Source organism: Caballeronia sp. LjRoot29 (assembly GCF_964252755.1).
In the GTDB taxonomy this organism is placed as follows: Bacteria; Pseudomonadota; Gammaproteobacteria; order Burkholderiales; family Burkholderiaceae; genus Caballeronia.
On record NZ_CAXUPU020000049.1, the window covers coordinates 26,372 to 51,077 of the forward strand.

Genomic DNA, 24,706 nt, shown 5'->3' on the forward strand with positions numbered 1-24,706 from the left:
TCAGCGGTAGTTCATCGTCACTTTCTCTCGATCACGATTTCAAGGTATTCGCTAGGCAGCACCAGCGTGCTGTCGCCTGAACGGTTGCTGCTCACATCGGTGAGTCCCATGCCGGGGTGCTCGGTGAAGAGATGCCCGCCGCAGGACTTGCACCATTTGCGATAGCTGTGCGGCGTCTTGTTGTAAGTGCCTATGTTGTCGGCGCCTTGCGTAACGTGTACCGCCTCGGGCTTCCATAGCGTGAAGGCGTTGACGGGCCCTGCCGACCAGTGCCTGCACGAATCGCAGTGGCAATAGCCCATGCCAACCGGTTCGCCGGTGACGGTGAGCTGAACCGCTCCGCAAAAACACGCTCCCTTGTAGGTTCTTTCGTCGCTCATGATGCATCTCCTCCAATAATTTTTACCCGGGCGCGCATGGGTCTGACCATGCAGCCTCACCCGATGAAATGATGCGCCCCACAGCACGCATTCGATAGCACCGCATGCACTCGTCTGAGCGTCAGGATTGGCACTGGAAGCTGCGGTACGTGGGTACTAGTATTTACGAATCGCTTATCCTGGTGAATGATCAGGCATCCAGATTTCTTGTGCAGGACGCCGGATTCAACAGGCGCTATTCAACGGACACAATTCATGGATGCCGTTTCCGATGTGCTTCGCGCGGTGCGCCTGAGCGGAGCGGTGTATCTCAATGGCGAGTTCACTGAACCGTGGTGCGTGATAGGGCAGGGAAATGCGGCCTTTTATGGGGCTTTCCTTGCCGTTATCGGAACGCGTGGTGTCCTATCACCTGATCACTGAAGGGCGCTGCTGGGCGCAACTCGCTAATAATCAAGGCTCTGCGATCTACCTCAACGCCGGCGAATTACTGGTGGTACCGCAAGGCGAAGCGCACGTCATCGGCAGCGACCTGGCGCTTTCTCCCGCGTCGGCAGCGCCCTTGCTCGCCAGTCAATTGCAGACATCGCCGGGCCAGGTGATGACGTTGTCTTATGGAGGCGGTGGAACCAGCACACGTCTTATCTGCGGTTTCCTGGCCTGCGACAACAGCTTGAGCAATCCGTTGCTTTCCTCGCTACCGCCTATCCTCAAGGTCGACATGCGCCACGATCCGCACTCGGCATGGCTTACGTCGTCACTGCAATTCGCGGCCGCCGAAGCGAGCGAATGGCGGGCCGGCAGTGCGATCGTTCTCGCGAGACTGTCCGAGTTGCTGTTCGTGGAAGCGGTCCGTCGTTGTATCGATACCCTGCCTGCGGATCGCAAAGGATGGCTCGCGGGTGTGCGCGACCGGTTCGTCGGCCGTGCGTTATCGATGCTTCACGCGCAACCCGCGCACGCGCGGACCGTCGATGAACTCGCGCGAAAGGTGGGTCTGTCGCGTTCCGCGTTGGCGCAACGATTCACCGACCTGCTCGGACAACCGCCCATGCAGTATCTGGCCCGCTGGCGGCTGCAGGTCGCGGCGCAAGAACTCCTGAACGGCAGCAAGTCGCTCGCCGCGGTGGCGGAGCAGGTCGGCTACGAATCGGAGGCGGCATTCAACAGGGCGTTCAAACGCGAATTTGGAACACCGCCGGCGTACTGGCGAAAGAACCAAGGCGTGCCAGAGGTTTCCGGCGGCCCCATCGATCCCGCCGAACCCGTTGGCGAGCCCACCGCATCCGCTTGAGTTCCTTACGGATCTATTCGTCATACCTGAATCACGCTGGCAATAATTACGACTGCCAGAGCGGCGGATATCGGCAATAACGAAAAAAAGTATTAGAAAGTTATACGGCGCTAATTGTCTATTGAATTGCCTATTAAACTTTCCTTTACCAAATATTTAATTTGGTGCAGCGTATCAACCGAACATTGTCATCGCCCGCCAATACTCCCGACCGAAGGTATTTATCGGATGAATGAAATAAGCCCTTCTCGTGGCCGTTATTTTCCCCAACTCGATGCATTGCGTGGCATCGCCGCCCTGATGGTTGTGATTAATCACTTCTTATTGGTGAGTCCGCTTTGGTGGATACCCAGGTCGCCGTTGCGCCTGCTGGCGCTCGGCCATGAAGCGGTTATCCTATTCTTCATACTTAGTGGATTTGTCCTGACCCTGCAATTAATGTCGGATCGGCGTATTGCTTATCGCGACTACGCACTCAGGCGAATTTGCCGGATCTATCTGCCTTACCTGGCCGTGTTGTTTGCTGCTTTCTCCGTAATTAATCTGATCAATATAGAACCGGTCAAATGGGCTGGTTCATGGTTCAACGATATATGGACCGGATCATTCTCCGGGAGAGAGATACTAGATCATTTGTTATTCATCGGACAATATAAAGCTAATCGTGTCATTCCCGTGATCTGGTCCTTGATTTACGAAATGCGTATTTCTCTGATGATGCCGTTGGTGGTGTATTGCGTCAGCCGCTTTTCCGCGCGCGCTTGCCTGTCCGCGGCACTCTTTATCTCCGTGATTTCCTTCCTGTTCGCCATGGCGAGAAATGCGGGCGAGGCCACCAATCCCAGCTTTAGCGGCGACTGGGTGATGACCGCGCATTACCTGGGGATGTTCATTGTCGGCGGGACGCTGGCGCGCCATCGCTTGAGCTGGCAACAGTGGCTCGCGAAGGGCAAGCGGAAGATGTTTGTCCTCGCCGCTTCGCTCGTGCTCTTTTTCCTGTCGCGCCTGGTGTTGTCGATTAACTCGGGTGCTGTCGGTCAGTGCATCTTCGACTGGTGCGTCGTGGCGGGCGCTGCGGGCATCGTCTGCACCGCAATCGCATCCAGGCGATTCACGTTGATGCTAGCCAGGGGCCCGGTCGTTTTCCTCGGCACGATCTCGTACAGCTTGTACCTGACCCACACGGTCGTCCTGCTCGCAGTCATCCATCTGATGCCTGCTTCGGGACCGGCGTGGCACGCGATCGCGATGGCGGTCGTGCTGGTCATTCCCGTTGCTGCCGTGACGCATTTCGTGATCGAACGCCCATCGATCCTGCTGGGTAGATACCTGACGGGAAGAAGCGTTTCCGCGTCGTCGCGCGCCAACCAGGCCTCCTGAAAACAACGTTCTTTGAGCGCGCTCTGATTGGGAGCGGGGAGCGCCGCTTTTGTGCGCGCGCGTCTCCCGACGGTGCATCGCGCACCAGCAACTAGAGCGGCCGCTGCTCGGCGACGCGATCCGCCGAGCGTGCAACATTGGTCGTGAGCCTTGTTCAATAAGGCTTGGAAGGCTGCAGTAGCGCGCCTGGCATAGCTTCTGCATTGATGAATTCAATCTTGTATGCAAGACGGAATTCATGTCCAACTCAATCGACCTCTTCGAACGACCACGCGTCGCGGCTCTCTTAGCCGCGTATGCGGCGCGACGCTGCTCACCGCTAGCCGTGGTCAATGCGGTGTTCAAGCGGATTAGCGCCATTGACCGCCCGGAAGTATGGATCGCGCTGTTGCCGGAGGACGCCGCGTGCGCTCGGGCGCGGGTGCTCGAAGACGCACTGGCCGAAGAAGGCGATGCGGTGTTCGAACGTTTGCCGCTGTTCGGCGTGCCGTTCGCGGTCAAGGACAATGTCGATGTAGCGGGGTTGCCGACCACCGCCGCTTGCGAACCTTTCAGTTACACGCCCGATGTGTCGGCGTTCGCTGTTCAGCGTCTGCTCGATGCGGGCGCGATCCTTGTCGGCAAGACCAATCTGGATCAGTTTGCTACGGGTCTCGTCGGCACACGCTCGCCGTTCGGCGCGGTGCGTCAGGTTGAGTTTCCCGCGTATGTATCGGGCGGATCGAGTTCCGGGTCGGCAGTCGCCGTTGCCGCCGGGTGCGTCGCGTTTTCGCTCGGGACGGATACAGCCGGGTCCGGCCGCGTGCCGGCGGGATTCAACGGGCTGGTGGGACTCAAGCCATCGCTGGGACTGGTGAGCAAGCGCGGCGTGGTGCCGGCTTGCCGCAGCCTCGATACGCTGTCAATCTTCGCGCACGATGTGGCGGACGCCTGGCATGTGCTGCAGCAGATGGCAGCGTTCGATACCCTCGATGCGTACTCGCGCAAGCTGCCGCCCCTGGGCGCGAGCGCTGCGCCCATCCGGATAGGAGTGCCCGCCGAGCTGGAATTTTTCGGCGACTCCAACGCCAAAAACGCGTTTCTTTCGACGCTCGATACGATCTCGACCGGACTGAGCCTGACGCCGGTCAAGGTCGATTTCGCCCCGTTTAAACGGGTATCGGCGTTGCTCTACGACGGCCCGTGGGTCGCCGAGCGCCGCGCTACGCTGGGCACATTCTTCGAGACCCACCACGAGGACATCGACGCAACGGTGGCGGCGGTGATCGGCAAGGCTGAGCAATTCAGCGCAGTTGATGCCTTCAATGGTCAATACACGCTCGCGGAACTCAAGCGTAAAGCTGATCAATACTTTAATCAGTTCGATATCCTGATTGTCCCGACCACGCCGACCCATCCGCTGATCGCCGATGTGCAGGAAAACCCTATCGAACGAAATAGCGAACTGGGCTATTACACCAACTTCGTCAACCTGCTGGATCTGTGCGCGCTGGCCGTGCCATGCCTGCGTCGCAGCGACGGTTTGCCGGCCGGCGTGACGCTGATTGCGCCGAGCGGCGCGGACCATCGGCTGGCTGTGTTGGGCGCGCGGATCCAGGCGTTTTTCGATCAACACTCCAATCCGTCTCCCGATTTCCAGCCGCTGCCATTCCAGGAGCCGGCCGTCGCGCTGGCCGTGGTCGGCGCGCATCTGAGAGGGCAGCCGCTTAACCGGCAATTGCTGGAAGCGGGCGCTCGCTTCAAGGGAGCGACTCATACCGCGCCGGGGTATCGGCTCTTTGCACTTGCCAATACCTCACCGCCCAAACCCGGGCTTGTGCGTACCCCCGGCGCTCAAGGTGCAGCCATTGCCGTGGAAGTGTGGGAGCTGCCGTTGCGTACGTTCGGCAAGTTCGTGACGGACGTTCCTGCGCCGATGGGAATCGGCACCGTGGAGTTGAACGACGGCCGCATCGTCAAGGGTTTCATCTGCGAGCCGTCGGCGGTATCGGCGGATAGCGGCGCGAACGACATTACCGCTTTCGGCGGCTGGATCGCCTACCTCGACAGTCTTCAAAAATAGCCTAATAAAAGCTCAGTAACCAGCCCATTAACCGCTAACCAGGAATCGAACGACATGACTAGCCGCCGCAATTTCATCAAGGACGCGAGCCTGCTGGCGCTCGCGAGCATGGTCCCGTTCAAGTCGGTCTTCGCTGCGGGCAACACAACGGTCGGCGTGATCTATGTGGGCGCGCGCGGCGATTATGGCTACAACCAGGCGCAGGCATCGGCGGCAGCGATCATCAAGAAGATGCCTAACGTGAAGGTCGTGGAAGAAGAGAACGTGCCCGAAACCATCGCGGTCCAGAAGACCATGGAAGCGATGATCGAACAGGACGGCGCAACGCTGATTTTCGCGACTTCGTTCGGCTACTTCGATCCGCATGTGCTCAAGATGGCCGCCAAGTATCCGAACGTCCGCTTCGCGCATTGCGGCGGTTTGTGGAAGCAGGGCAATCCGCCGAACATTGCGAGCTATTTTGGTTATATCGATGAATGCCAGTACCTGAATGGCGTGGTCGCCGGGCACATGAGCAAGAGCAAGAAGCTTGGCTTTGTTGCGGCCAAGCCGATTCCGCAGGTGCTGCGCAATATCAACTCGTTCACGCTCGGCGCGCAGTCCGTTGATCCGGCTATTACCACGCAAGTTATTTTCACCGGCGACTGGTCGATGCCCGTGAAGGAAGCGGAAGCGACCAACAGTCTTGTCGACCAGGGTTGCGATGTCATCACTTGTCACGTCGATGGTCCGAAGGTCGTGGTTGAAACGGCCGAGAAGCGCGGCGTGATGAGTTGCGGTTATCACGCAAGCCAGGCGGCTCTTGCGCCCAAGGGTTATCTCACCGGCGCCGAGTGGGATTGGGCGACGCCGTACAAGGCGCTTGTCGCCGATGCCCAAGCCGGCAAGCCTCAGCCCAACGTTCTGCGCGGCGGCCTCAAGGAAGGTTTCGTCAAGATGTCGCCATACGGCGCGAAGGTCACGCCTGAAGCCAAGAAAGCGGCAGATACGATCAAGGGCAGCATGATGGCGGGCGACTTCGTGATCTTCAAAGGGCCGGTGAAGGACAACAAGGGCGGTGTTGCGATCGCCTCCGGAACAAGCCACGTGCAGACCGACTACACGCTGGAAAGCATGAACTATCTCGTGGCAGGCGTAACCGGCCAGATTTGATGTGCGGCTTTCCTGACCACTGAAGGAGTCGTGATGCGTCCTCATGCCCAGACTGCCCGAGTATTGCTCGCGTTATTGCCTGCAATCCCGACCGTGCTCGCGCTCGTCGGAACACTGGTGCTGTTTTCGTTGTTCCTGCTGGTGCAGGGTCAGCCGGTCCTCGATGCCGTCAGCCTGATTTTCAAGGGCGCGTTTGGCTCGTCGTTCGCGTGGCAAAGCACCTTGCTGCGTGCATCGCCGCTGATGCTGACCGCGTTGTGCGTTGCGTTGCCCGCGCAGGTCGGGTTGATCGTGATTGGCGGTGAGGGCGCGCTGGCGCTCGGCGGCATGTGCGCGGCCATCGTCCCGCAGATGCTGCCGGCGAGCACGCCATGGCTGATTGCTACACCGCTGATGGCGATCGCCGGGATGGTGGCGGGCGCGGTCTGGATCGGTGCAGTGGGGGCGCTGCGGCAATGGCGCGGCGTGAACGAAACCATTAGCAGCCTGTTGATGGCGTACATCGCTATTGCGCTGTTCAAGCATCTGGTCGAAGGGCCGTTGCGCGATCCGGCGAGCCTCAACAAGCCCTCTACTCTCCCCGTGCCCCCATCGATGATGATTGGGTCGCTCCCCGGCCTCGAAGTCCACTGGGGCCTGTTGTGGGGCGTTCTTGCGTGCATTGGCGCATGGGTCTTCGTCAAGTACAGCACCAAGGGTTTTGCGATGCGCGTGGTCGGCGGCAGCAATCGCGCCGCGCGTCTGGTCGGCCTGCCGGTGAACCTGCTCGCGCTGGCCGCCTGCGCGCTTGGCGGCGCGGCGGCAGGCCTTGCGGGCATGTTCGAAGTGGCGGCGGTGCAGGGCAGCGCGAACGCGTCGCTGCTCGCCGGGTACGGATACGCCGGCATCCTGGTCGCGTTCGCCGCGCGCCAGAATCCGCTTGCGATCATTGTGTGCGCGCTGATGATCGGCGGGATCGAAGCAAGCGGCAGTCTGCTGCAACGCAGGCTCGATCTCCCCGATGCCACCACGCTCGTGCTGCAAGGCCTGCTGTTCGCGAACCTGCTGGCATGGGAAGCGCTGGGCGGCAGGATTGCCGCGTGGCGCGTGCAACTGCAAGCCGCCGCACTCGCCGACATCAACTTGCCGATGGAGCAGACCCATGCTTGATGCGCATTCGCCCTTCGTGATCCTGCTGCTGTCCCTCTTCGCGGGTGCGATCCGCGTCAGCACACCTTATCTGTTTGTCAGCCTGGGTGAATGCCTGACAGAGAAGGGCGGCCGCGTGAATCTCGGGCTCGAGGGCATTCTCGTGTCGGGCGCGATGAGCGGGTATGCCGCGTCGTTCCTGACCGGCTCGCCGTGGCTCGGCGTGCTCGCGGCGGGCGGCGTCGGCTTGCTGCTCGGATGCCTGCATGGGCTTGTGTGTTCGCTGCCCCGGGTGTCGGACATTGCGTTCGGTATCGCGCTCATGTTGCTTGGGACCGGACTCGCGTTTTATCTGGGCAAGCCGTTCATTGAACCTCAGGCGCCGGGCCTTCAATCGTTCGATCTCGGCACGTGGACAAGCTCGCCGCAATTGCATAACGCGCTGCATATCAACCCGCTGTTCGTGATCGGTGTGGTGCTGGCGTTCGTGTTGCAGTGGGGACTGCGCAGCACACGATGGGGCATGACGCTGCGTCTGGTCGGCGATCACGCCGAGACCGCCCGCGCGATGGGATATCCGCTTACGCGAATTCGCATTATCGCGACCTCGGTGGGCGGCTTTTTTGCAGGAATCGGCGGGGCGTACTTGTCGCTGGTTTATCCGGGTAGCTGGAACGAAGGACTGTCCAGCGGGCAGGGGTTGATGGCCGTCGCGCTGGTTATTTTTGCGCGCTGGCAACCGATGCGATGCCTGTGGGCCGCATTGCTTTTCGGCGCGGCGGGCGCGCTTGGTCCGGCGTTGCAGTCGATTGGCGTGACGAGCGGCTACTACCTGTATAACGCCGCGCCCTACGTGCTCACGCTCGTCATCATGATCATCAATTGCCGTCCGGACCGGACGCTTGCCGGTGCACCGGGCGAGTTGAGCCTTACACGTTGAACGACCTGCTTATCCATTTTCAATGGCGGCCATCACCATGAACCGATTTATCAATGCCTCTCCATACCCCTGGCCCTTCGATGGCAACCTGCGTCCCGACAATACGGCGCTTGTCGTGATCGACATGCAGACGGATTTTTGCGGGCATGGCGGTTACGTCGACAAGATGGGGTATGACCTGTCGCTGACGCGCGCGCCGATCGAGCCGATCAAGCGCGTGATGGCCATGATGCGCGAGCAGGGTTTCACGATCATTCATACGCGCGAAGGGCATCGGCCGGATTTGTCGGACCTGCCGGCGAACAAGCGCTGGCGCAGTCGCCGCGCGGGCACGGAAGGCGTGGGAATAGGCGATGACGGCCCGTGCGGCCGCATTCTCGTTCGCGGCGAACCGGGCTGGGAAATCATCAGTGAGCTGGCGCCGCTGCCGGGCGAGATCGTTATCGATAAACCCGGCAAGGGCTCGTTCTGCGCCACCGATCTCGAGCTGATCCTGCGCACGCGGGGTATCGTGAACCTCGTGCTGACCGGGATCACCACCGACGTCTGCGTCCATACCACCATGCGCGAAGCGAACGACCGCGGATTCGAATGCACGGTCCTAGCGGACTGCTGCGGCGCGACCGATCCGGGCAACCATCAGGCGGCGCTGCACATGATCACGATGCAAGGCGGCGTGTTCGGCGCGGTATCCGATTCAACCGCACTCCTGACCACACTCGGTGGCTGACCATGTCGACTCCTCTGCATGCGTTAGAGGTGGAAGTGCACAACGCCGGCAAGTCGTTCGGTGCATTTCGTGCGCTGGATAATGTGTCAATCAAAGTCCGGCCGGGCACGGTTCACGCGCTGCTCGGTGAAAACGGCGCGGGCAAAAGTACCCTCGTGAAAGGACTGGTGGGCTACGGCCTGCTCGACCAAGGCCAGATCTCAGCTAATGGCCGTGAGGTCCGAATTGCCTCGCCGCGCGATGCGCAAGCGCTGGGTATCGGCATGGTGTATCAGCATTTCACGCTGGCGTCGGGCTTGTCGGTGGAAGAGAACCTGCTGCTGGCACGCGGGAACTTGTCCTGGAAAATAGACTGGGCCGCAGAACGTAAAGCACTCAGTGCGTTCATGCAGCGCATGCCGTTTCGTTTGCCGCTCGACGCGCCGGTATCCGGCTTGGCGGCAGGGGAAAAGCAGAAGCTGGAGATTCTCAAGCAGTTGTATCTCCGGCAGCGTTTCCTGATTCTCGATGAACCGACTTCCGTCTTGACGCCACAAGAGGCGGACGAGGTGCTCGGGTTGATGCGAGACCTGACAACACGCGGCGAGCTGACCGTGCTCATGATCACGCACAAATTCCGAGAAGTGATGGCGTATGCCGACGATGTGACTGTGCTTCGAAAAGGCCGGCAAGTCGGGACGAGTGCGGTATCGGCGACCAGCCGCGACGCGCTCGCCGGTTTGATGATGGGCGCCGCCGAGACGCGTGACACCGCGGTCATGGAGGTGGTCAACGCGGAACGGGCCGCGCGCAAACCAGTTGACCCCGCAGCGCGAATACGCCTTGCCATGAGGGATATTTCTATCGACGATGATCGCGGCCACACGGCGGTCAGACGCGCATCGCTTGAGATCAGAGCAGGTGAAATACTCGGGATCGCGGGGGTCTCGGGGAACGGCCAGAAAGAGATGGTCGAGGCGCTCGTCGGGCAACGCCGCGTGAAGACCGGCGAGATGGAGATAGCAGGCGTTGCATACCACGCTACGCGCAAGGAAATGACGCAGCGCCGCGTGTTTGCGATCCCTGAAGAGCCGCTTAAAAACGCGTGCGTCGCAAACATGAGCGTCGCGCAAAACCTCGCTCTCCGGGACTTCGATCGAGCGCCGTTGCGTCGGGGCGGTTGGCGTCTGGACCGGCGTGCGATGCGGGACCGCGCTGCCCATCTCATCCACGATTTTAACGTTCGTCCGCCGCTGCCCGAACGCGCTATTGGCACGCTGTCGGGCGGCAATGTCCAGCGTGCGGTGCTCGCGCGCGAGCTGGGTCAGCCGGTCGATGTGCTGATCGTGGCGAACCCCGTGTTCGGTCTCGACTTCGCCTCAGTGGCGGATATTCACGCGCGCATCATGGCGGCGCGCGATGCCGGCGCGGCCGTCCTGCTCGTCAGTGAAGACCTCGACGAATTGCTGGAACTGGCGGACCGGATTGTCGTGATCGCGGAAGGGGAGCTTGTCTACGAGACGCCCGCCTCGAGCGCCGAGCGCGCGACGCTGGGCCACCACATGGCGGGACATGGTGACTCGGTGGCGCACGTTGCGCCGGTTGCCGAAGCGTTGAAGGAGGTTATTGAATGAGCGCTATGACGATCACGATTCCAGCGCTGCCTGGTCCCTTCACATTTGAGCCGTCGACGACGGCGCTTGTCATCATCGACATGCAGCGTGATTTCATCGAACCTGGTGGCTTTGGGGAGTCGTTGGGCAACGATGTATCCCTGCTCGCAGAGATCGTGCCGACTGTCGCCTCGCTGCTCGCTTTAGCGCGTGAAAATGGATGGTTCATAGTCCACACGCGCGAATCGCATGCTGCGGATCTGTCGGACTGTCCGCCTGCCAAACGGCTTCGCGGCGCGCCCGACGCGCGCATTGGGGACGAGGGGCCGATGGGCCGCATCCTGATTCGGGGGGAACCGGGCAATGCGATCGTCGATGCCCTTGCACCGGCCGAAGGCGAGCTTGTCATCGATAAACCCGGCAAGGGCGCGTTTTATGCCACATCATTAACCCAGGCGCTGGAGGCGCGGCATATCACGCATCTGGTTTTCGCCGGCGTTACGACGGAGGTATGCGTGCAGACGTCGATGCGCGAGGCGAATGACCGCGGTTACGATTGCCTGCTGGTCGAGGACGCGACCGCCAGCTATTTTCCGGCGTTCAAGCTTGCGACGTTGGATATGGTGCGGTCCCAGGGCGGCATTGTTGGATGGACCGCGCCGTTGTCATCTTTTACCGCCGCATGAGGAACCTGCCGACGATGGACATCAATCTGCCGGAAGTGATTGCCGAAGTGTGTGCGGCGTTCGTGGAGTATGAGCGCGCGCTCGTGGCGAACGATATTGAAACGATGAACGCGCTGTTCTGGGACGCACCGGAGACGGTGCGTTATGGCATTGCCGAAATCCAGCATGGCGGCGAAGCGATTCGCCAATGGCGCGAAACCTGTGAACCGGTGCCTGCTTCACGCGCGTTGCATCGGACTGTCATCACCACATTCGGCCGCGACTTCGCGACTGTCAGCACGGAGTTCACGAGTGACGCAACGCCGTTGATCGGACGTCAGATGCAGACCTGGGCGCGTCTCGGTCCTGCCGAAGGTTGGAAGATTATCGCTGCGCACGTGAGCCTCATTCCCAAGCCCTGAAACGCCGATAATAAGAACAAAGGGGAACCCTCATGTCGGAAGAGACAATTGAAACAGGTATTGAAGCAATCGAGCCGAGCGCCGCCAATCCGCTTGCCGAGCAGGTTTATCAGCGGTTGAAGACTGATATCTTCAACTTCCGTCTATTCCCGGGTGATCGCTTTTCGGAGAATGGGATTGCGCAGTACTACGGTGTATCGCGCACGCCGATGCGCGACGGTTTGTTCCGGCTGCAACGCGAGGGTTATCTGGAGGTTGGTTTCCGGCGCGGATGGAAGGTTGCGCGAATCGACTTCGATCAGATGGATCAGCTTTATGACCTGCGTATCGTGCTTGAAGTGGCGGCGCTTGAACGGTTGACGTCGGGAAGCGAAACAGCGCGTCGGGCTATTGATGCGCTCAAGGCAATCTGGTGCGTCGAGCCGGAAGCGCGTGAAGCCGATCCGGTGCAAATGTTCGGCATGGACGAAAATTTTCATCGGCAGATTGTGGCGGCTACCGGCAATGCCGAGATGGTGCGCGTGCATAACGACGTCACGGAGCGTATCCGCATTGTGCGGCGGCTGGATTTTCTTAAGCCTCATCGGACCAGTGCGACCTATGACGAGCACTCGACCATGCTGCATCTTATAGAGCGTAGCCGGTTGACTGAGGCAACTATTCTGTTGCGCGCGCATATCACGCAGAGCAAGTTGGAGGTCCGGAAGATCACCTTGTCGATGCTTGATGCGGCGCGCGATGTGAAGCTGCCGTTTGTATCGTAGATGGGGTTTCGTTCGCACTCGGGGGGTTAATTCCGCACCCATCTCTCAGACAATTCACCGTACTCGACCGCCATTCATTCGTCTGATCAAACCATGGCGGTTCGTGACATGCTGCACTGCGTGTAGTATCCGAATGTGTAATTGCAGCTCCCCTCGACAGTCTTCCCGGGAGACAACGGCATGCGCGTACTGATCGTTGATGATCACGAGCTGTTCAGGGCCGGATTGGCGCTGCTGCTGAAAGACCTCTTTCCGGATATCGAGTTGCTGCACGCAAGCACCCTGTCGCAAGGGATGCGTCATGCGCTCGGGGAAATGCTGAATATCGTTTTTCTCGATCTCGATCTTCCCGATGGCCACGGTTGCAGCGCACTAGCCGAATTGAAGGAGTCACGGCCGTCGTTACCGGTGATCGTGATCTCGGCTGACGAGAGCGTGGAAACCATTACGCGATGCATCGAACTTCGCGCCATGGGATACGTACCCAAATCATCGCCACCCGAAGCACTTCACGCCGCCATCAGCGCGGTGCTTGCCGGGGGCGTATTCCTGCCCGCCGCCAGCATTGCGAGGCTCAGGCGTGACATGGGCACGGACGAAGCTCCTGCGCATGAACCCGGAGAACCGGGAAACACTCGGCCGAGCGTCAATTCGGACATGAGCACCGCGTCCGAGCTGAAACTGACGCCGAGAGAGTTCGAGACATTGGCGTGGCTCGTGCGCGGACTTCCGTCCAAGGCGATTGCGCTGAAAATGGGGCTCGAGGACATCACGGTCCGGAAATACGTGAGTCACCTGCTCGCGCATTTCAATCTGCGGCGCCGTACGGAACTCATTGTCATGCTGGCGGATAGAGGGATCAAACTCGGTGTCCCGCCCGTCACGGATCCAGCGCTGGATCGAGCACTGTCGACTGTTGAGCGGCCACGAACCGGCTGATTTCGGCGAGCGTGTTTTCTGGCGCGGAAGATTTCCGGAGCAGAACGAACGGTTCGGCGAAATCGCGAAGCGCGCGCGGGGACACCAGTTCGCCCGTAATGAACGCGACGGGGAGCACGCCCGCCCAGGCGAAATGCCGCCGGATCCGTTCCGCAACTTCGATGCCGGTTGGTCCGTCGCGCAGCCGGATATCGGTGACGAGGATGTCGGGTATGCGGCCGTCATCGGCCATGATGGTTTCGAATCCCGCCATCGATTCAGCGGTATCCACCAGCGCGCCCGCACTGAGGAACAAGCGCCGCAGGCCCTCGAGAACGTTCGGTTCGTCGTCGCACAGCAGGATGTATCGGCCCTGGAGGACGGACGTGGAGGCAACGCTTCTTTGATCGTCTGTGGCAGTGACAGGTGCCGTTTCGGAAATTGGTGCGTACAGGGAAAAGCGCGACCCGCGCCCTTCGGCCGACCAGAAACTCATGCTGTGCTTCGGCAAGATACCCATCACCCTATGCACGATAGACAACCCGAGTCCCAGCCCCTTCGAGCGGTCGCGCCCCGGATTGTTGATCTGATAATACTCGGTGAATATTGCTTCCCTATGTGCAGGCGCAATGCCAACGCCCGTATCGCGCACGTCGATGCGAAGGCGTTCCCCGATCTCCACCCAGCCGATCACGACACCGCCCGCGGGGGTGTTCTTGATCGCATTCGATACGAAATTGGACAGTGCCCGCTTGAACAGGGAGCGATCCGTTTCAATGGGCGGCGGGGCGTGCCGGCGTGCGCCGATTCTCAACTCGATGCCTCGCGATTTTGCAGGCTCAAGGTATTGCTGAAAGACCTCCGTCAGCACTGCCTGCGTGTCGACTGGCACCTTGTGTGGGGTGTAAGAGCCCAGCTCGCTGTAGTCCTGAATGTCCTTGAACATGTCGAGGATATCGCGCGCGGTTTCTTCGATGACATCAAGGTCATGACTCGCGGCGTGTTTGTCGTCGAGTTTCACCCGCGCGCTACGGATGAAGAGGTTGATCGCGGCGAGAGGCTGCTGGATGTCGTGGTAAGCCGATGAAAAGAACCGCTCCTTTTCTTTAACCAGATCTTTCATACGTTCATTTTGCTGCTTGACTATGCGGGATGTCGCGTCAACGCGTGCCTTGGCTGCGCGCAGCGTCCGCCGGGACATGAATTCGCGCCGTGCGGCGCGTTCCAATGGAATGCTGACGACAGCGCCAATGGCATACGTCATATCGAGCATGGTCCCACGGGTAACCCAGTCAGCCCATTGCGTTTTAATAGGACCCCTCGGCCACCAGTAAAGCGTAAGGTGAAATGACGTAACGCATAGCAAAACTAACCATATTGCCGTGATGGCACGAAGCCGGTACGACGTGAATATCATGAAAAGGACTAAAGACAGGATGGGGAAAACTGACCGCCACGCTTGCTCGATCAGGGCAATCTCCATCATCCGCAACAAGGTGAACCAACAGCTCAGCGTCCATACGCTAAGTAATGCGACTGCCCAGCGTTCGTCATAGGCGCGTCGTCCCCACAACAATCCCACCGCCACCGACATAACCACGGCGGTGACAAGTCTCAGGTAGACAAGTTGATGGTGGTAGAGGTCGGCGGGATCCAGCGCGTCCGGCCGGGACAAATCACGGATAACAAAATAGACCCATATGAGCGTGAAGATGGCCGAGGCAATCCTGCGTTGACCAGCGTAGCGACGTGCATAGTCCCGGCGAAACGCGCGCTCTAAAGCCGCCGACCTGAACTTGCGCACCACGAAGTCTGACGGTCTCATAAGGCTGCTTGATCAGGAAAGCTGCCGTGGGCGGATAGTGCGCGGAATCGAGAAGCTTGATTGGCGCACCAGGAGTTGGACAGGTTCTGGCCACATCGCGATTAAAACAGAATAGCAGGTCGCCATCCCGTCCATCAGCCACAAATGTATCAAGCAACGTGATGTGTTTTTGTCCGCATCTGGACGGCTTGGCGAGCAGCCCGGTCATGGAAGGCGGCTACCTCGGACTTCACCCGGACCGGTCAACGGGAGTGCATACATCTTTCGCGCGGATGACTTGTCCGTTGCCTACGCATGTGCGTTGCAACAGCGAGTCGCCCGACCAAGAATGACTATGACAGCAGCGCTCAGAGAGCATTCATTGAGTGGTTTGTGGGAAGACTGCTGTCGGCCGGTCGGCAAAACGATGCGCAAGCCGATCTCTTAAACGCCAAAGGAGAACACCCATGAAACTTCATCAATCGATCGCCGTCGGCCTTGCCCTGATGGCTGGCGTCGCAGCAGATGGATGCTTTGCCCAATCAGCGACCGATCAGACGCAATCGATGGCGGCTGGCGTCGCCTCGCAGGATCAAGGGGCCGCGGTTTCGCCCATCGCACTGACACCTTCGGCTTCCTCAGGATTGACACGCGAGCAAGTGGAGCGCGAGTTGGCAGATTTTCAGAACAGCGCCCAGGCAGCGCAGATGCGGGAACTTTACCGAGGAAGCAATTGAGCAAACTGCCGCGTGCCAGAACGGAAGGTTCGGATAGCGGCACGGTCGTGTTTTGTGGACCACGGCAAGAGGTAGCGGGGAGGCCGGGAAAAATTCAGAAAAAGATGAGTTATCCATAGCATGAGTTCGGCGAGCCGCCTGCGGTTCTGGCGGCCGGGATTGATATGATCCTCGATTTATCCTTCGACTCCATCAACAGTCGCGCATGGGAGCGTGAGTCCTTCGGCATATTTTCTCCTGCCTTCGTCACCCGAAGTTTTTCAGGTCGCCCGGCACGCTCTTTTGGATTAAGCCTTGTCGGGTCGTAATTGAAGGCTGGACACTCGCGACAACATCAGATATTTTCCCGGTTCGCTAAAAGCATTTTAATAACCAGCGAGAGCCCATTTTGCGGAAAGTAATCTGTAATTAAAAAGCCGAATTCGAGTCGGCATTAAAAATACACTCAAAACAATAAATTAAAACTACGGGTAAGGAAAATGAAAACTATCGGTCTGCGAGGGGCGCTCATTGCGTTCGGTCTGTCAGCGTTCCTGGCTGCCTGTGGGGGCGGCAGCGATGTGAGTCCCTCTGCGAATACGGTGGCGCTCAGTGCCGATCAGGCCGCGTCTGAACAATTCGTGCTTGCGCCAAATGCTTCATATAATTTGCAGTGGGATTTGCCCGGCGCGGGTATCCCGGTGAGTGGCGTGAATTTCCTGATAGAGGAGCACGCGTCAATTGCCGCGTCGCCATTGACAGCCGGCGCGCAAAAGCTCATTGAGACTTCACCTACGTCAATTGCAAATTCGCTCGGTTTGCCAGTGGCAACAGCCGCGCGTTACATGGTCAACGGCGTGATTCTCGTCGGCTCGACGTCGCAGAGCTACATGAGTTACCAGGGAACAGGGGTCCGGACCGACGGGCTTGCTGCGGACAACGTAACGGCTGTCGCCAGTTCGCTCCGCTCGAATTATTCGGTGGTGCCGCTAACGGGGGCGGTCGCCGCGGCACCGTCAGAGTTCGCGCAATTTTTCAACGCGCTTTATTCCAACCCGTTGTTGCTCAGTGCAACGGTTACCTGGAATGCGGGCTCTGCCTACGAGAAATACACCAGCACGCAGATCGGTGACCTTTACACGGTCGGGGACTATACGGGTGCCACGACCGGCAATGCGCCAGTGCCAGTAGCAAGTGGCACGACGATCGCGGCGCTGATGGCAGCGGGAGGCATTACGTCGAATTCCGACGCGACGGTCTATACGCTCAGCAACGGCAGCATATCGACAATCAATGGCCTCACGACCTATGTATCGTCGAACGTGCGCCCAAACCTGACGACACCGACATATCGGACCTACTACCAGCTTAACGGCAACGTCTACGTAGGCAGTTTGATCAAGTCCGGTACGGTGCAGGGCGGCAACGCGTACGTGCAGGCAATACCCGGCACGTCGGGATTCACCCTCAATTACTCGCAGAACTATCAAATACGTTTGAACGCTGCTGCGGTTGCCAGCTTGCGTGCTGCCGTATCGTTCTAGCGCTTTTTGCACCCGGAAGCCTCCGGGTGCACCTTGTTCGATTGCCTGCCCAAACGCGTCCCTCAACGCCGCATTTCCGCGTCCTCTTCTTCGATGGCCGGGCCTGTCGAAAACACTGTATGGGTGTACAGTGTCGACTTCATCGGCCGTTATCTCGCTAATGCGTGTCGAACGGCGGCTCCTCAGCGCGAGCCACGCTTCGCCCAAGCGCCACTTGGCGGACGATCTAACTCATTGAACCGGTTAGGAAAAATTGGCATCCAACAACGCAATCCGCATTCGCGGCGCTCGCCAGCACAATCTCAAGAACATCGATCTTGACCTTTACACGGGTCAGATGACCGTGGTGACCGGTCCTTCGGGCTCGGGCAAATCGAGCCTGGTGTTCGATACGCTTTATGCCGAAGGCCAGCGTCGCTACGTCGAAACGTTTAGTGCTTATGCGCGGCAATTTCTCGACCGGATGGACCGTCCGCAGGTGGATCGCGTGGACGGCGTGCCGCCGGCTATTGCCATCGATCAGACGAATCCGGTGCGCAGTTCGCGCTCGACCGTCGGCACCATGACCGAGCTGAACGATCACCTGAAGCTGTTCTACGCACGCGCCGCCGAGCTCTTCGATAAAAAGACCTCGCATCAGGTCCGGCACGACACGCCGGAGACGATCTACGTCGAATTGCTCGAGCGCACGAAGGCGAGTGATCCGCGGATTGCGATCACGTTTCCGGTGGAACTGCCTGAGTCCGCGAGTGACGAAGAAGTCGCGCAGTGGCTTTCCGCCAGCGGCTATACGCGCGTGCAGGCCAAGCGGCATGTCGACGGCCGGCAAATGCTCGACGTGGTCGCCGACCGGTTCCGCTTGCAGAAGATGGAGCGGTCGCGGGCGCTGGAGGCGATTGAAAGTGCGCTGCTGCGCGGCACAGGGCGTGTGAACATTTACGTGCTGCCGGAGCCGGGTGAGGAAACGCCTGAAACAAACGACGTGCCAACGTGGCGCTTCTCCACCGGCTTGCACAGCCCGGAAAGCGATATCCGCTATGCCGATCCGCAACCCGCATTGTTCTCGTTCAACTCGGCGTATGGCGCGTGCGAAACGTGTCGCGGTTTCGGCCGGGTGATCGGCGTGGATCTCGGCCTGGTGATTCCCGACGAGCGCAAGACGCTGCGCGAGGGCGCGGTCAAGACCCTGCAAACGCCGGCATGGAAAGAGAATCAGGACGACCTGTTGCGCTACGGCGCGAAGGCCGGCATTCGCCTCGGCGTGCCCTGGAGCGAACTCACGCAGAAGGAACGCGACTGGGTGATTGGTGGTTCGCCCGACTGGACTGGCAAGTGGCAAAACCAGTGGTACGGGGTGCAGCGTTTCTTCGATTACCTCGAATCGAAAGCGTACAAGATGCACATCCGCGTGTTGTTGTCGAAATATCGCAGCTATACGAAATGTCCGACGTGCGAGGGCGCGCGCCTCAAGACTGAAGCACTGTTATGGCGTCTCGGTACGAAGGAGCAAGCCGATGCCGTGCTGAAGCCCGCCGATCGTTTTCTGCCGGCTGGCGTGCAGTGGACGCGGCCGCAACTCGAAGCGCTGCCGGGGCTTACGCTGCACGACTTGATGCTGATGCCGATCGACCGGATTCGCCGCTTCTTCGACTCGCTGACGTTGCCGAGCACGCTGCTCGACGACGCGCTCAAGCTCCTGCATAACGAAGTCCGCACGCGCCTGAAATACCTCTGCGATGTCGGCCTCGGTTACCTCACGCTGGATCGCCAGAGCCGCACGCTGTCCGGCGGCGAAGTGCAGCGGATCAACCTGACGACCGCGCTTGGCACGTCGCTGGTGAACACGCTTTTTGTGCTCGATGAACCCAGCATCGGCTTGCATCCGCGCGACCTGAACCGCATTGTCGAAGCCATGCACCGCTTGCGCGATGCGGGAAATACGCTCGTGGTGGTGGAGCACGATCCGTCGGTGATGCTCGCGGCGGATCGTCTTATCGACATGGGTCCGGGGCCGGGCGAACGCGGCGGCGAGATTGTCTATGACGGGCCGCCGAACGATATCGAGCATAGCGACACGTTGACCGGCGCCTACCTCGGTGGCCGCAAGCACGTGGCGCATGCATCGAACTGGCAGCGTCGTGCAGTCGATGCGAAGACGCCAAGGCTTCTGCTCGAAGGTGCGACTGAACATAACCTGCGTGATGTCACAGTCGAGATTCCGTTGCAGCGGCTGGTGTGCGTGACGGGTGTATCGGGGTCGGGCAAATCGACGCTGATCCAGGACGTGCTCGCCCCCGCGTTGCTGCGTCATTTCGGCAAGGCGACCGAATCGCCGGGCGCATTCCGCGGATTGAAGGGCGCGGACGCGTTGAGCGAAGTGATCTTCGTCGATCAATCGCCGATCGGCCGCACCGCGCGCTCCAATCCGGCGAGTTATGTCGGCGCGTTCGACGAGATTCGCAAGCTGTTTGCAAAAGCGCCGCTGGCCGCGCAACGGGGTTATAGCGGCGCAGGCATGTTCAGCTTTAATTCCGGCGATGGCCGTTGCCCGACATGCGGCGGTTCGGGCTTCGAACACGTCGAGATGCAGTTCCTGAGCGACGTCTATTTGCGTTGTCCGGATTGCGATGGGCGGCGGTATCGGGCGGAAATCCTCGATGTGCAGATCGAGCGCGACGGCAAGTCGCTCAGCGTCGCGGATGTGCTCGACCTGACCGTCAGCGAAGCCGTTGTTTGTTTTGCAAAAGACAAGGAAGTGCTGCGGGTATTGCAGCCAATCGTTGACGTTGGACTGGAATATGTGAAGCTCGGGCAACCGGTTCCCACGCTGTCGGGCGGTGAAGCGCAGCGCCTGAAACTGGCGGGGTTCCTCGCGGAAACGGCGCAGGCGAGCGGCAACCTGCCGGGCCGCCTGTTCATGTTCGACGAGCCCACAACGGGTCTCCATTTCGACGATATCGCCAAGCTGATGCAAGCGCTGCGGCGCTTGCTGGAGCGCGGCCATTCGCTGATCGTGATCGAGCACAATCTCGACGTGATCCGCGCGGCCGACTGGATCATCGATCTCGGTCCGGAAGGCGGCGATGCAGGCGGTCTGGTGGTCTGCGTCGGCACGCCGGACGATGTTTCGGCGTGCGAACAATCGCATACCGGCCGTGCTCTGCTCGACTACGAAGAGGCCATGGCGCCGGGCGCGGCGCAGAAGCGCATGTCGGGGGTTCCGCTGCAACTGGCCGCGGAAGTCGCGGCGGCGCGGCGCGCATTGCAGGGCGAAGACGTGGTGCGTATTGTCAACGCACGCGAGCACAACCTGAAGTCGCTCGACGTCGATATCCCGCACGGCAAGTTCAACGTGATTACGGGTGTATCGGGCTCGGGCAAGTCCACATTAGCATTCGATATCCTCTTTCACGAAGGCCAGCGCCGTTATCTGGAATCGCTGAATGCGTATGCGCGTTCGATCGTTCAGCCGGCCGGGCGTCCTGAAGTGGACGCTGTCTACGGCATTCCGCCGACGGTGGCTATTGAACAGCGTTTATCGCGTGGCGGCCGTAAGAGCACGGTCGCGACCACGTCGGAAGTCTGGCACTTCCTGCGGCTTCTGTATGTGAAGCTCGGCATCCAGCATTGCATCCATGACGGCGCGCCGGTGACGGCGCAGAGCCCGGAATCGATCGTCGCGCAGATCATGCGGGATTTCAAAGGTCAGCATATTGGCTTGCTCGCGCCGCTCGTGGTGAACCGCAAGGGGATTTACACCGACCTCGCGAAGTGGGCGAAGACACGCGGTCACACGCATTTGCGCGTGGACGGCGAGTTCCTTGCTGTCGATCCGTGGCCAAAGATCGATCGCTTCAAGGAGCACACGATCGAGTTGCCGGTTGGCGACCTGGTTGTCAGCGCCAGCGATGAAACCACGCTGAAAGCGATGCTGCTGGAAACGCTCGAACTGGGCAAGGGCGTGATGCATTTGCTTGCTCCGCTCGACGACCTGCATGGCGCACTGAATGGCGGCAAGAAGGGAACAAAGCACGTTGGCGAGATTCGCGTGTTCTCAACCAAACGCGCGTGTCCGGTTTGTGGCACGAGTTACCCCGAACTCGACCCGCGCATGTTCTCGTACAACAGCAAGCACGGCTGGTGCAACACCTGCGTGGGGACAGGTGTCACGCTCACACGCGAACAGCGCGAAGTCTATGACGACACCGTGATCTCCGATGACGGCCGTGGCCGAGAGCAGACGATTCCATCGGCGCAACAGGAACCGGACGATGTCGTCGATCAACCGTGCCCGGATTGCAACGGCACGCGCCTGAACGAAGTTGCGCGTGCGGTGACGTTTGGCAATCAGCCGATAACCGAAGTCGGCCGCTGGACGGTCAGCGCAACGCGTGGCTGGATCAAGAAGCTGAAGCTCAAGGGCCGCGATGCGGATATCGCCCGCGACGTGGTCAGTGAAATTGAAGGCCGCTTGCTCTTCCTCGAAGAAGTCGGCCTTGGTTATCTGAGCCTGGATCGTGCGGCGCCCACGTTGTCGGGCGGCGAAGCGCAGCGCATTCGCCTCGCCGCGCAACTCGGCAGCAACTTGCAGGGCGTATGTTATGTGCTGGATGAACCGACTATCGGTTTGCATCCGCGTGACAACAAGATCCTGCTGGACGCGCTGAAGAAACTCGGTGACAAGGGCAACACGCTGGTGGTGGTTGAGCACGACGAGGACACGATTCGCCGCGCGGATCACATCATCGATATTGGCCCGGGAGCGGGGAAACGCGGTGGCACGGTCGTCGCGCAAGGCAACGTGGCCGATCTCGCGGCGCAACCGGATTCCCTCACGGGGCAGTATCTGGCGAACCCGATCCAGCATCCGTTGCAAGCACGCCGCGATGTAAAAACCGCGACCGCGAAACGCGCCGCCACGCCCGAGAACTGGCTCACGGTTCATGGCGCGACGCTGCACAACCTGCGTAACGTCACCGCGAGCATGCCGCTCGGCCGCCTGATTGCTATTACGGGCGTAAGCGGTTCCGGCAAGTCCACGCTCGCGCGTGACGTGCTGATGACGAACCTGCTCGATGCCGTGGGCCGCTCGGTTCTGTCGTCGCCGGCTACGCGCCGCGCGCGTAAAACCGCGCAAGCCGACATGCCCGCGCGCAATCGTTCGAGCGTTTTGTCACGCGAGGCGCCGCGCGCCAAGTTCGACGTCACGCATCGTTGGCAAGGGTGCACGGAGGTGACAGGGTTCGAGACCATCGACCGTGTGCTTGAAGTCGATCAGACACCGATCGGCAAGACGCCGCGATCGTGCCCGGCGACGTATATCGGCATGTGGGACACCATCCGCAAGCTGTTCGCGGACACGCTCGAATCGCGTGCGCGGGGTTACACGGCATCGCGCTTCTCCTTCAACACCGGCGACGGCCGCTGCCCGGCCTGCGAGGGCCAGGGCGTGCGCACTATCGCGATGAGCTTCCTGCCCGACGTCAAGGTGCCGTGCGACGTCTGCCACGGACAGCGCTTCAATCCGGAAACGCTGGCGGTGACGTGGCGCGGCAAGAACATTGGCGAAGTGCTGACCATGGAGATCGACGAGGCCGTCGAGTTCTTCTCCGCGATGACCAGCATCTCGCATCCGCTGCAACTCATGAAGGATGTGGGGCTGGGTTATCTGACGCTTGGGCAGCCGTCGCCTACGTTGTCAGGCGGCGAGGCGCAGCGGATCAAGCTGGTGACGGAGTTGTCGAAGGTGAGGGACGATATTGGCAAGCGTGGGCAGAAGGCGCCGCATACGCTGTATGTGCTCGATGAACCCACGGTTGGCCTGCATATGGCCGACGTCGCGAAGCTGATTCGCGTGCTGCATCGGCTGGTGGATGGCGGGCATTCGGTGGTCGTGATCGAGCACGATCTGGATGTGATAGCCGAAGCCGACTGGGTGATCGATCTCGGGCCTGAGGGCGGCACGGAAGGCGGATCGATCGTGGCCGCGACCGATCCGGATACGCTCTCGAAGAATCCCCGCAGTCATACGGGCGCCGCGCTGCGGCCGGTGCTCGAGCGCGGGACGGAGACGGCCGAGGCGGTGCAGTGACTTCTCGGTAACGCCTCAGTAGCTCTTGTAGGGCAAAAACTTGCCCGATAAAACCACGTTGACCCGGTCCCCTTTGGGATTGGGTTCGCGCTGGATATCCATCGAAAAATCGATTGCGCTCATGATCCCGTCGCCGAATTCCTCGTGGATCAGCTCCTTGATCGTGGTCCCGTAAACGCTCACTATTTCGTACCATCGATAGATCAGGGGATCGGTCGGGACGGCCGTCGGCAACGAGCCTTTATAGGGCACAATCTGCAGCCAGGCGACGGCTTCATCGGAGAGGTCGAAGAGGGCGCCGACGGTTTCGGCTTGTGCTTTGGAGAACGTCATCTGCCCGAGGCAACCTGCCGTCACCCACTCCTTGCTCATGCCGACTTGCTCCGCCACGTTGGCCCATTTCAGGCCTTTGCTCACCTTGGCGGCGAGAATCATGCGAGTCACTTCGCTGCGATCGGAAATCATTTTTGGGCTGCTCCTTGAGGGTGGTTTTAGGAGAGTGTATTGACCAATCGCGCGGCTCGCTGGTGGACAAAATAACTGCAGGATAGACAAACCATGACCAACCCCATCACCGACCTGAACATGCTGCTTGCATCCATGTCGCCTGAACGCCAGCCGGGCGTGTACATCTACGCGACTGTGCCTTTTGCCTATGACCTCGGCAATATCGTCCCGCTTGCGACGTTCCGCGAACGAGAAGGCCTGACGATCATCGTGGAGGAAGGGGCGGCATCGAGAGCGGGCATACGGTCCTTATTCCGCGCGGCCTGGATCACGCTCACCGTCCATTCGGACCTTCAGGCGGTCGGGCTGACTGCTGCCTTCGCTACTGCGCTCGGGAAGGCAAACGTCAGTTGTAATGTAGTTGCGGCGGCGTACCACGATCACATCTTTGTGCCGATAGAATCGGCGGATGCCGCTATGGTTGCACTGCAGGAACTTCAGCTTGGTGGGCTGTAAGGATTCGATCGCGGTGGGCAGTGGGCGGTGGGGTTATGCCGCGGCGCCCCTGATTCTGGCGTTTGCGGTCTGGTTCAGTGCCGGGATGCTGCTTTTCAGGTCTTCGCGGGTTCTATTCTGATTGATCTTTTTAGCTCTATTAGCCACTGCGCGTGGCGGCG

Annotated in this window: 18 protein-coding genes and 1 pseudogene; 16 read left to right on the top strand and 3 right to left on the bottom strand. The window is 60.1% G+C overall.

All coding sequences use genetic code 11. The features are described from left to right. Positions 1–17 precede the first annotated feature (17 nt). Positions 18–380, bottom strand: a complete 363-nt coding sequence (locus ACSQ83_RS33015) for a GFA family protein (protein ID WP_436231006.1) — start codon at positions 378–380, stop codon at positions 18–20. 255 nt (positions 381–635) lie between these two features. Between ACSQ83_RS33015 and ACSQ83_RS33020 the strand changes: the two are divergent. From ACSQ83_RS33020 to ACSQ83_RS33075, 12 genes and pseudogenes are all read left to right on the top strand, one after another. Further along, positions 636–1,674 (top strand): annotated as a pseudogene (locus ACSQ83_RS33020) (AraC family transcriptional regulator). A 114-nt stretch (positions 1,675–1,788) separates the two neighbouring features. Then, positions 1,789–3,054 (top strand): acyltransferase family protein, encoded by a 1,266-nt coding sequence (locus ACSQ83_RS33025; protein WP_436231007.1) that lies wholly within the window; start codon positions 1,789–1,791, stop codon positions 3,052–3,054. Between the two features lie 238 nt (positions 3,055–3,292). Beyond that, on the top strand, positions 3,293–5,116 hold the full coding sequence (atzF, locus tag ACSQ83_RS33030; protein WP_436231008.1) for an allophanate hydrolase: 1,824 nt from the start codon (positions 3,293–3,295) through the stop codon (positions 5,114–5,116). A gap of 54 nt (positions 5,117–5,170) precedes the next feature. Beyond that, positions 5,171–6,268, top strand: a complete 1,098-nt coding sequence (locus ACSQ83_RS33035; protein WP_436231009.1) for a BMP family ABC transporter substrate-binding protein — start codon at positions 5,171–5,173, stop codon at positions 6,266–6,268. A 33-nt stretch (positions 6,269–6,301) separates the two neighbouring features. Then, positions 6,302–7,417: an ABC transporter permease gene (locus ACSQ83_RS33040; RefSeq protein WP_414968778.1), complete on the top strand. Its 1,116-nt coding sequence runs from the start codon at positions 6,302–6,304 to the stop codon at positions 7,415–7,417. Next, a complete protein-coding gene (locus tag ACSQ83_RS33045) occupies positions 7,410–8,336 on the top strand; it encodes an ABC transporter permease (RefSeq protein WP_414953552.1) in 927 nt (308 codons plus the stop codon). Before ACSQ83_RS33040 ends, ACSQ83_RS33045 begins: the two co-directional genes overlap by 8 nt. A gap of 37 nt (positions 8,337–8,373) precedes the next feature. Next, positions 8,374–9,066, top strand: coding sequence for a biuret amidohydrolase (gene biuH, locus ACSQ83_RS33050; RefSeq protein WP_436231010.1), 693 nt, complete (start codon positions 8,374–8,376; stop codon positions 9,064–9,066). 2 nt (positions 9,067–9,068) lie between these two features. Continuing rightward, on the top strand, positions 9,069–10,679 hold the full coding sequence (locus ACSQ83_RS33055; protein WP_436231011.1) for an ABC transporter ATP-binding protein: 1,611 nt from the start codon (positions 9,069–9,071) through the stop codon (positions 10,677–10,679). Positions 10,680–10,684: 5 nt separating this feature from the next. Then, positions 10,685–11,344 carry a cysteine hydrolase family protein gene (locus tag ACSQ83_RS33060; protein WP_414953555.1) on the top strand — a complete coding sequence of 220 codons (660 nt, stop codon included), beginning with the start codon at positions 10,685–10,687 and terminating at the stop codon, positions 11,342–11,344. A 14-nt stretch (positions 11,345–11,358) separates the two neighbouring features. Continuing rightward, on the top strand, positions 11,359–11,745 hold the full coding sequence (gene hpxZ / locus ACSQ83_RS33065) for an oxalurate catabolism protein HpxZ (protein ID WP_414953556.1): 387 nt from the start codon (positions 11,359–11,361) through the stop codon (positions 11,743–11,745). Between the two features lie 32 nt (positions 11,746–11,777). Continuing rightward, positions 11,778–12,509, top strand: coding sequence for a GntR family transcriptional regulator (locus ACSQ83_RS33070; RefSeq protein ID WP_436231012.1), 732 nt, complete (start codon positions 11,778–11,780; stop codon positions 12,507–12,509). Between the two features lie 180 nt (positions 12,510–12,689). Then, positions 12,690–13,448 carry a response regulator transcription factor gene (locus tag ACSQ83_RS33075; protein WP_414953558.1) on the top strand — a complete coding sequence of 253 codons (759 nt, stop codon included), beginning with the start codon at positions 12,690–12,692 and terminating at the stop codon, positions 13,446–13,448. On the opposite strand, the gene ACSQ83_RS33080 is transcribed toward ACSQ83_RS33075, so the two are convergent. After that, positions 13,390–15,252 carry an ATP-binding protein gene (locus tag ACSQ83_RS33080; protein WP_436231013.1) on the bottom strand — a complete coding sequence of 621 codons (1,863 nt, stop codon included), beginning with the start codon at positions 15,250–15,252 and terminating at the stop codon, positions 13,390–13,392. The genes ACSQ83_RS33075 and ACSQ83_RS33080 overlap by 59 nt on opposite strands. Positions 15,253–15,698: 446 nt before the next feature. On the opposite strand from ACSQ83_RS33080, the gene ACSQ83_RS33085 reads away from it, so the two are divergent. The 3 genes from ACSQ83_RS33085 (at position 15,699) to uvrA (ending at position 23,582) form a co-directional block, all read left to right on the top strand. After that, positions 15,699–15,968: a hypothetical protein gene (locus ACSQ83_RS33085; protein WP_436231014.1), complete on the top strand. Its 270-nt coding sequence runs from the start codon at positions 15,699–15,701 to the stop codon at positions 15,966–15,968. 479 nt (positions 15,969–16,447) lie between these two features. Continuing rightward, positions 16,448–17,491: a hypothetical protein gene (locus tag ACSQ83_RS33090; RefSeq protein WP_414968785.1), complete on the top strand. Its 1,044-nt coding sequence runs from the start codon at positions 16,448–16,450 to the stop codon at positions 17,489–17,491. A gap of 253 nt (positions 17,492–17,744) precedes the next feature. Continuing rightward, on the top strand, positions 17,745–23,582 hold the full coding sequence (gene uvrA / locus ACSQ83_RS33095; RefSeq protein WP_436231015.1) for an excinuclease ABC subunit UvrA: 5,838 nt from the start codon (positions 17,745–17,747) through the stop codon (positions 23,580–23,582). 15 nt (positions 23,583–23,597) lie between these two features. On the opposite strand, the gene cynS is transcribed toward uvrA, so the two are convergent. Further along, on the bottom strand, positions 23,598–24,047 hold the full coding sequence (gene cynS, locus ACSQ83_RS33100; protein ID WP_436231016.1) for a cyanase: 450 nt from the start codon (positions 24,045–24,047) through the stop codon (positions 23,598–23,600). A 93-nt stretch (positions 24,048–24,140) separates the two neighbouring features. On the opposite strand from cynS, the gene ACSQ83_RS33105 reads away from it, so the two are divergent. After that, complete coding sequence (locus ACSQ83_RS33105) at positions 24,141–24,545, top strand: ACT domain-containing protein (protein ID WP_436231017.1); 405 nt, start codon at positions 24,141–24,143, stop codon at positions 24,543–24,545. Positions 24,546–24,706: the final 161 nt, after the last annotated feature.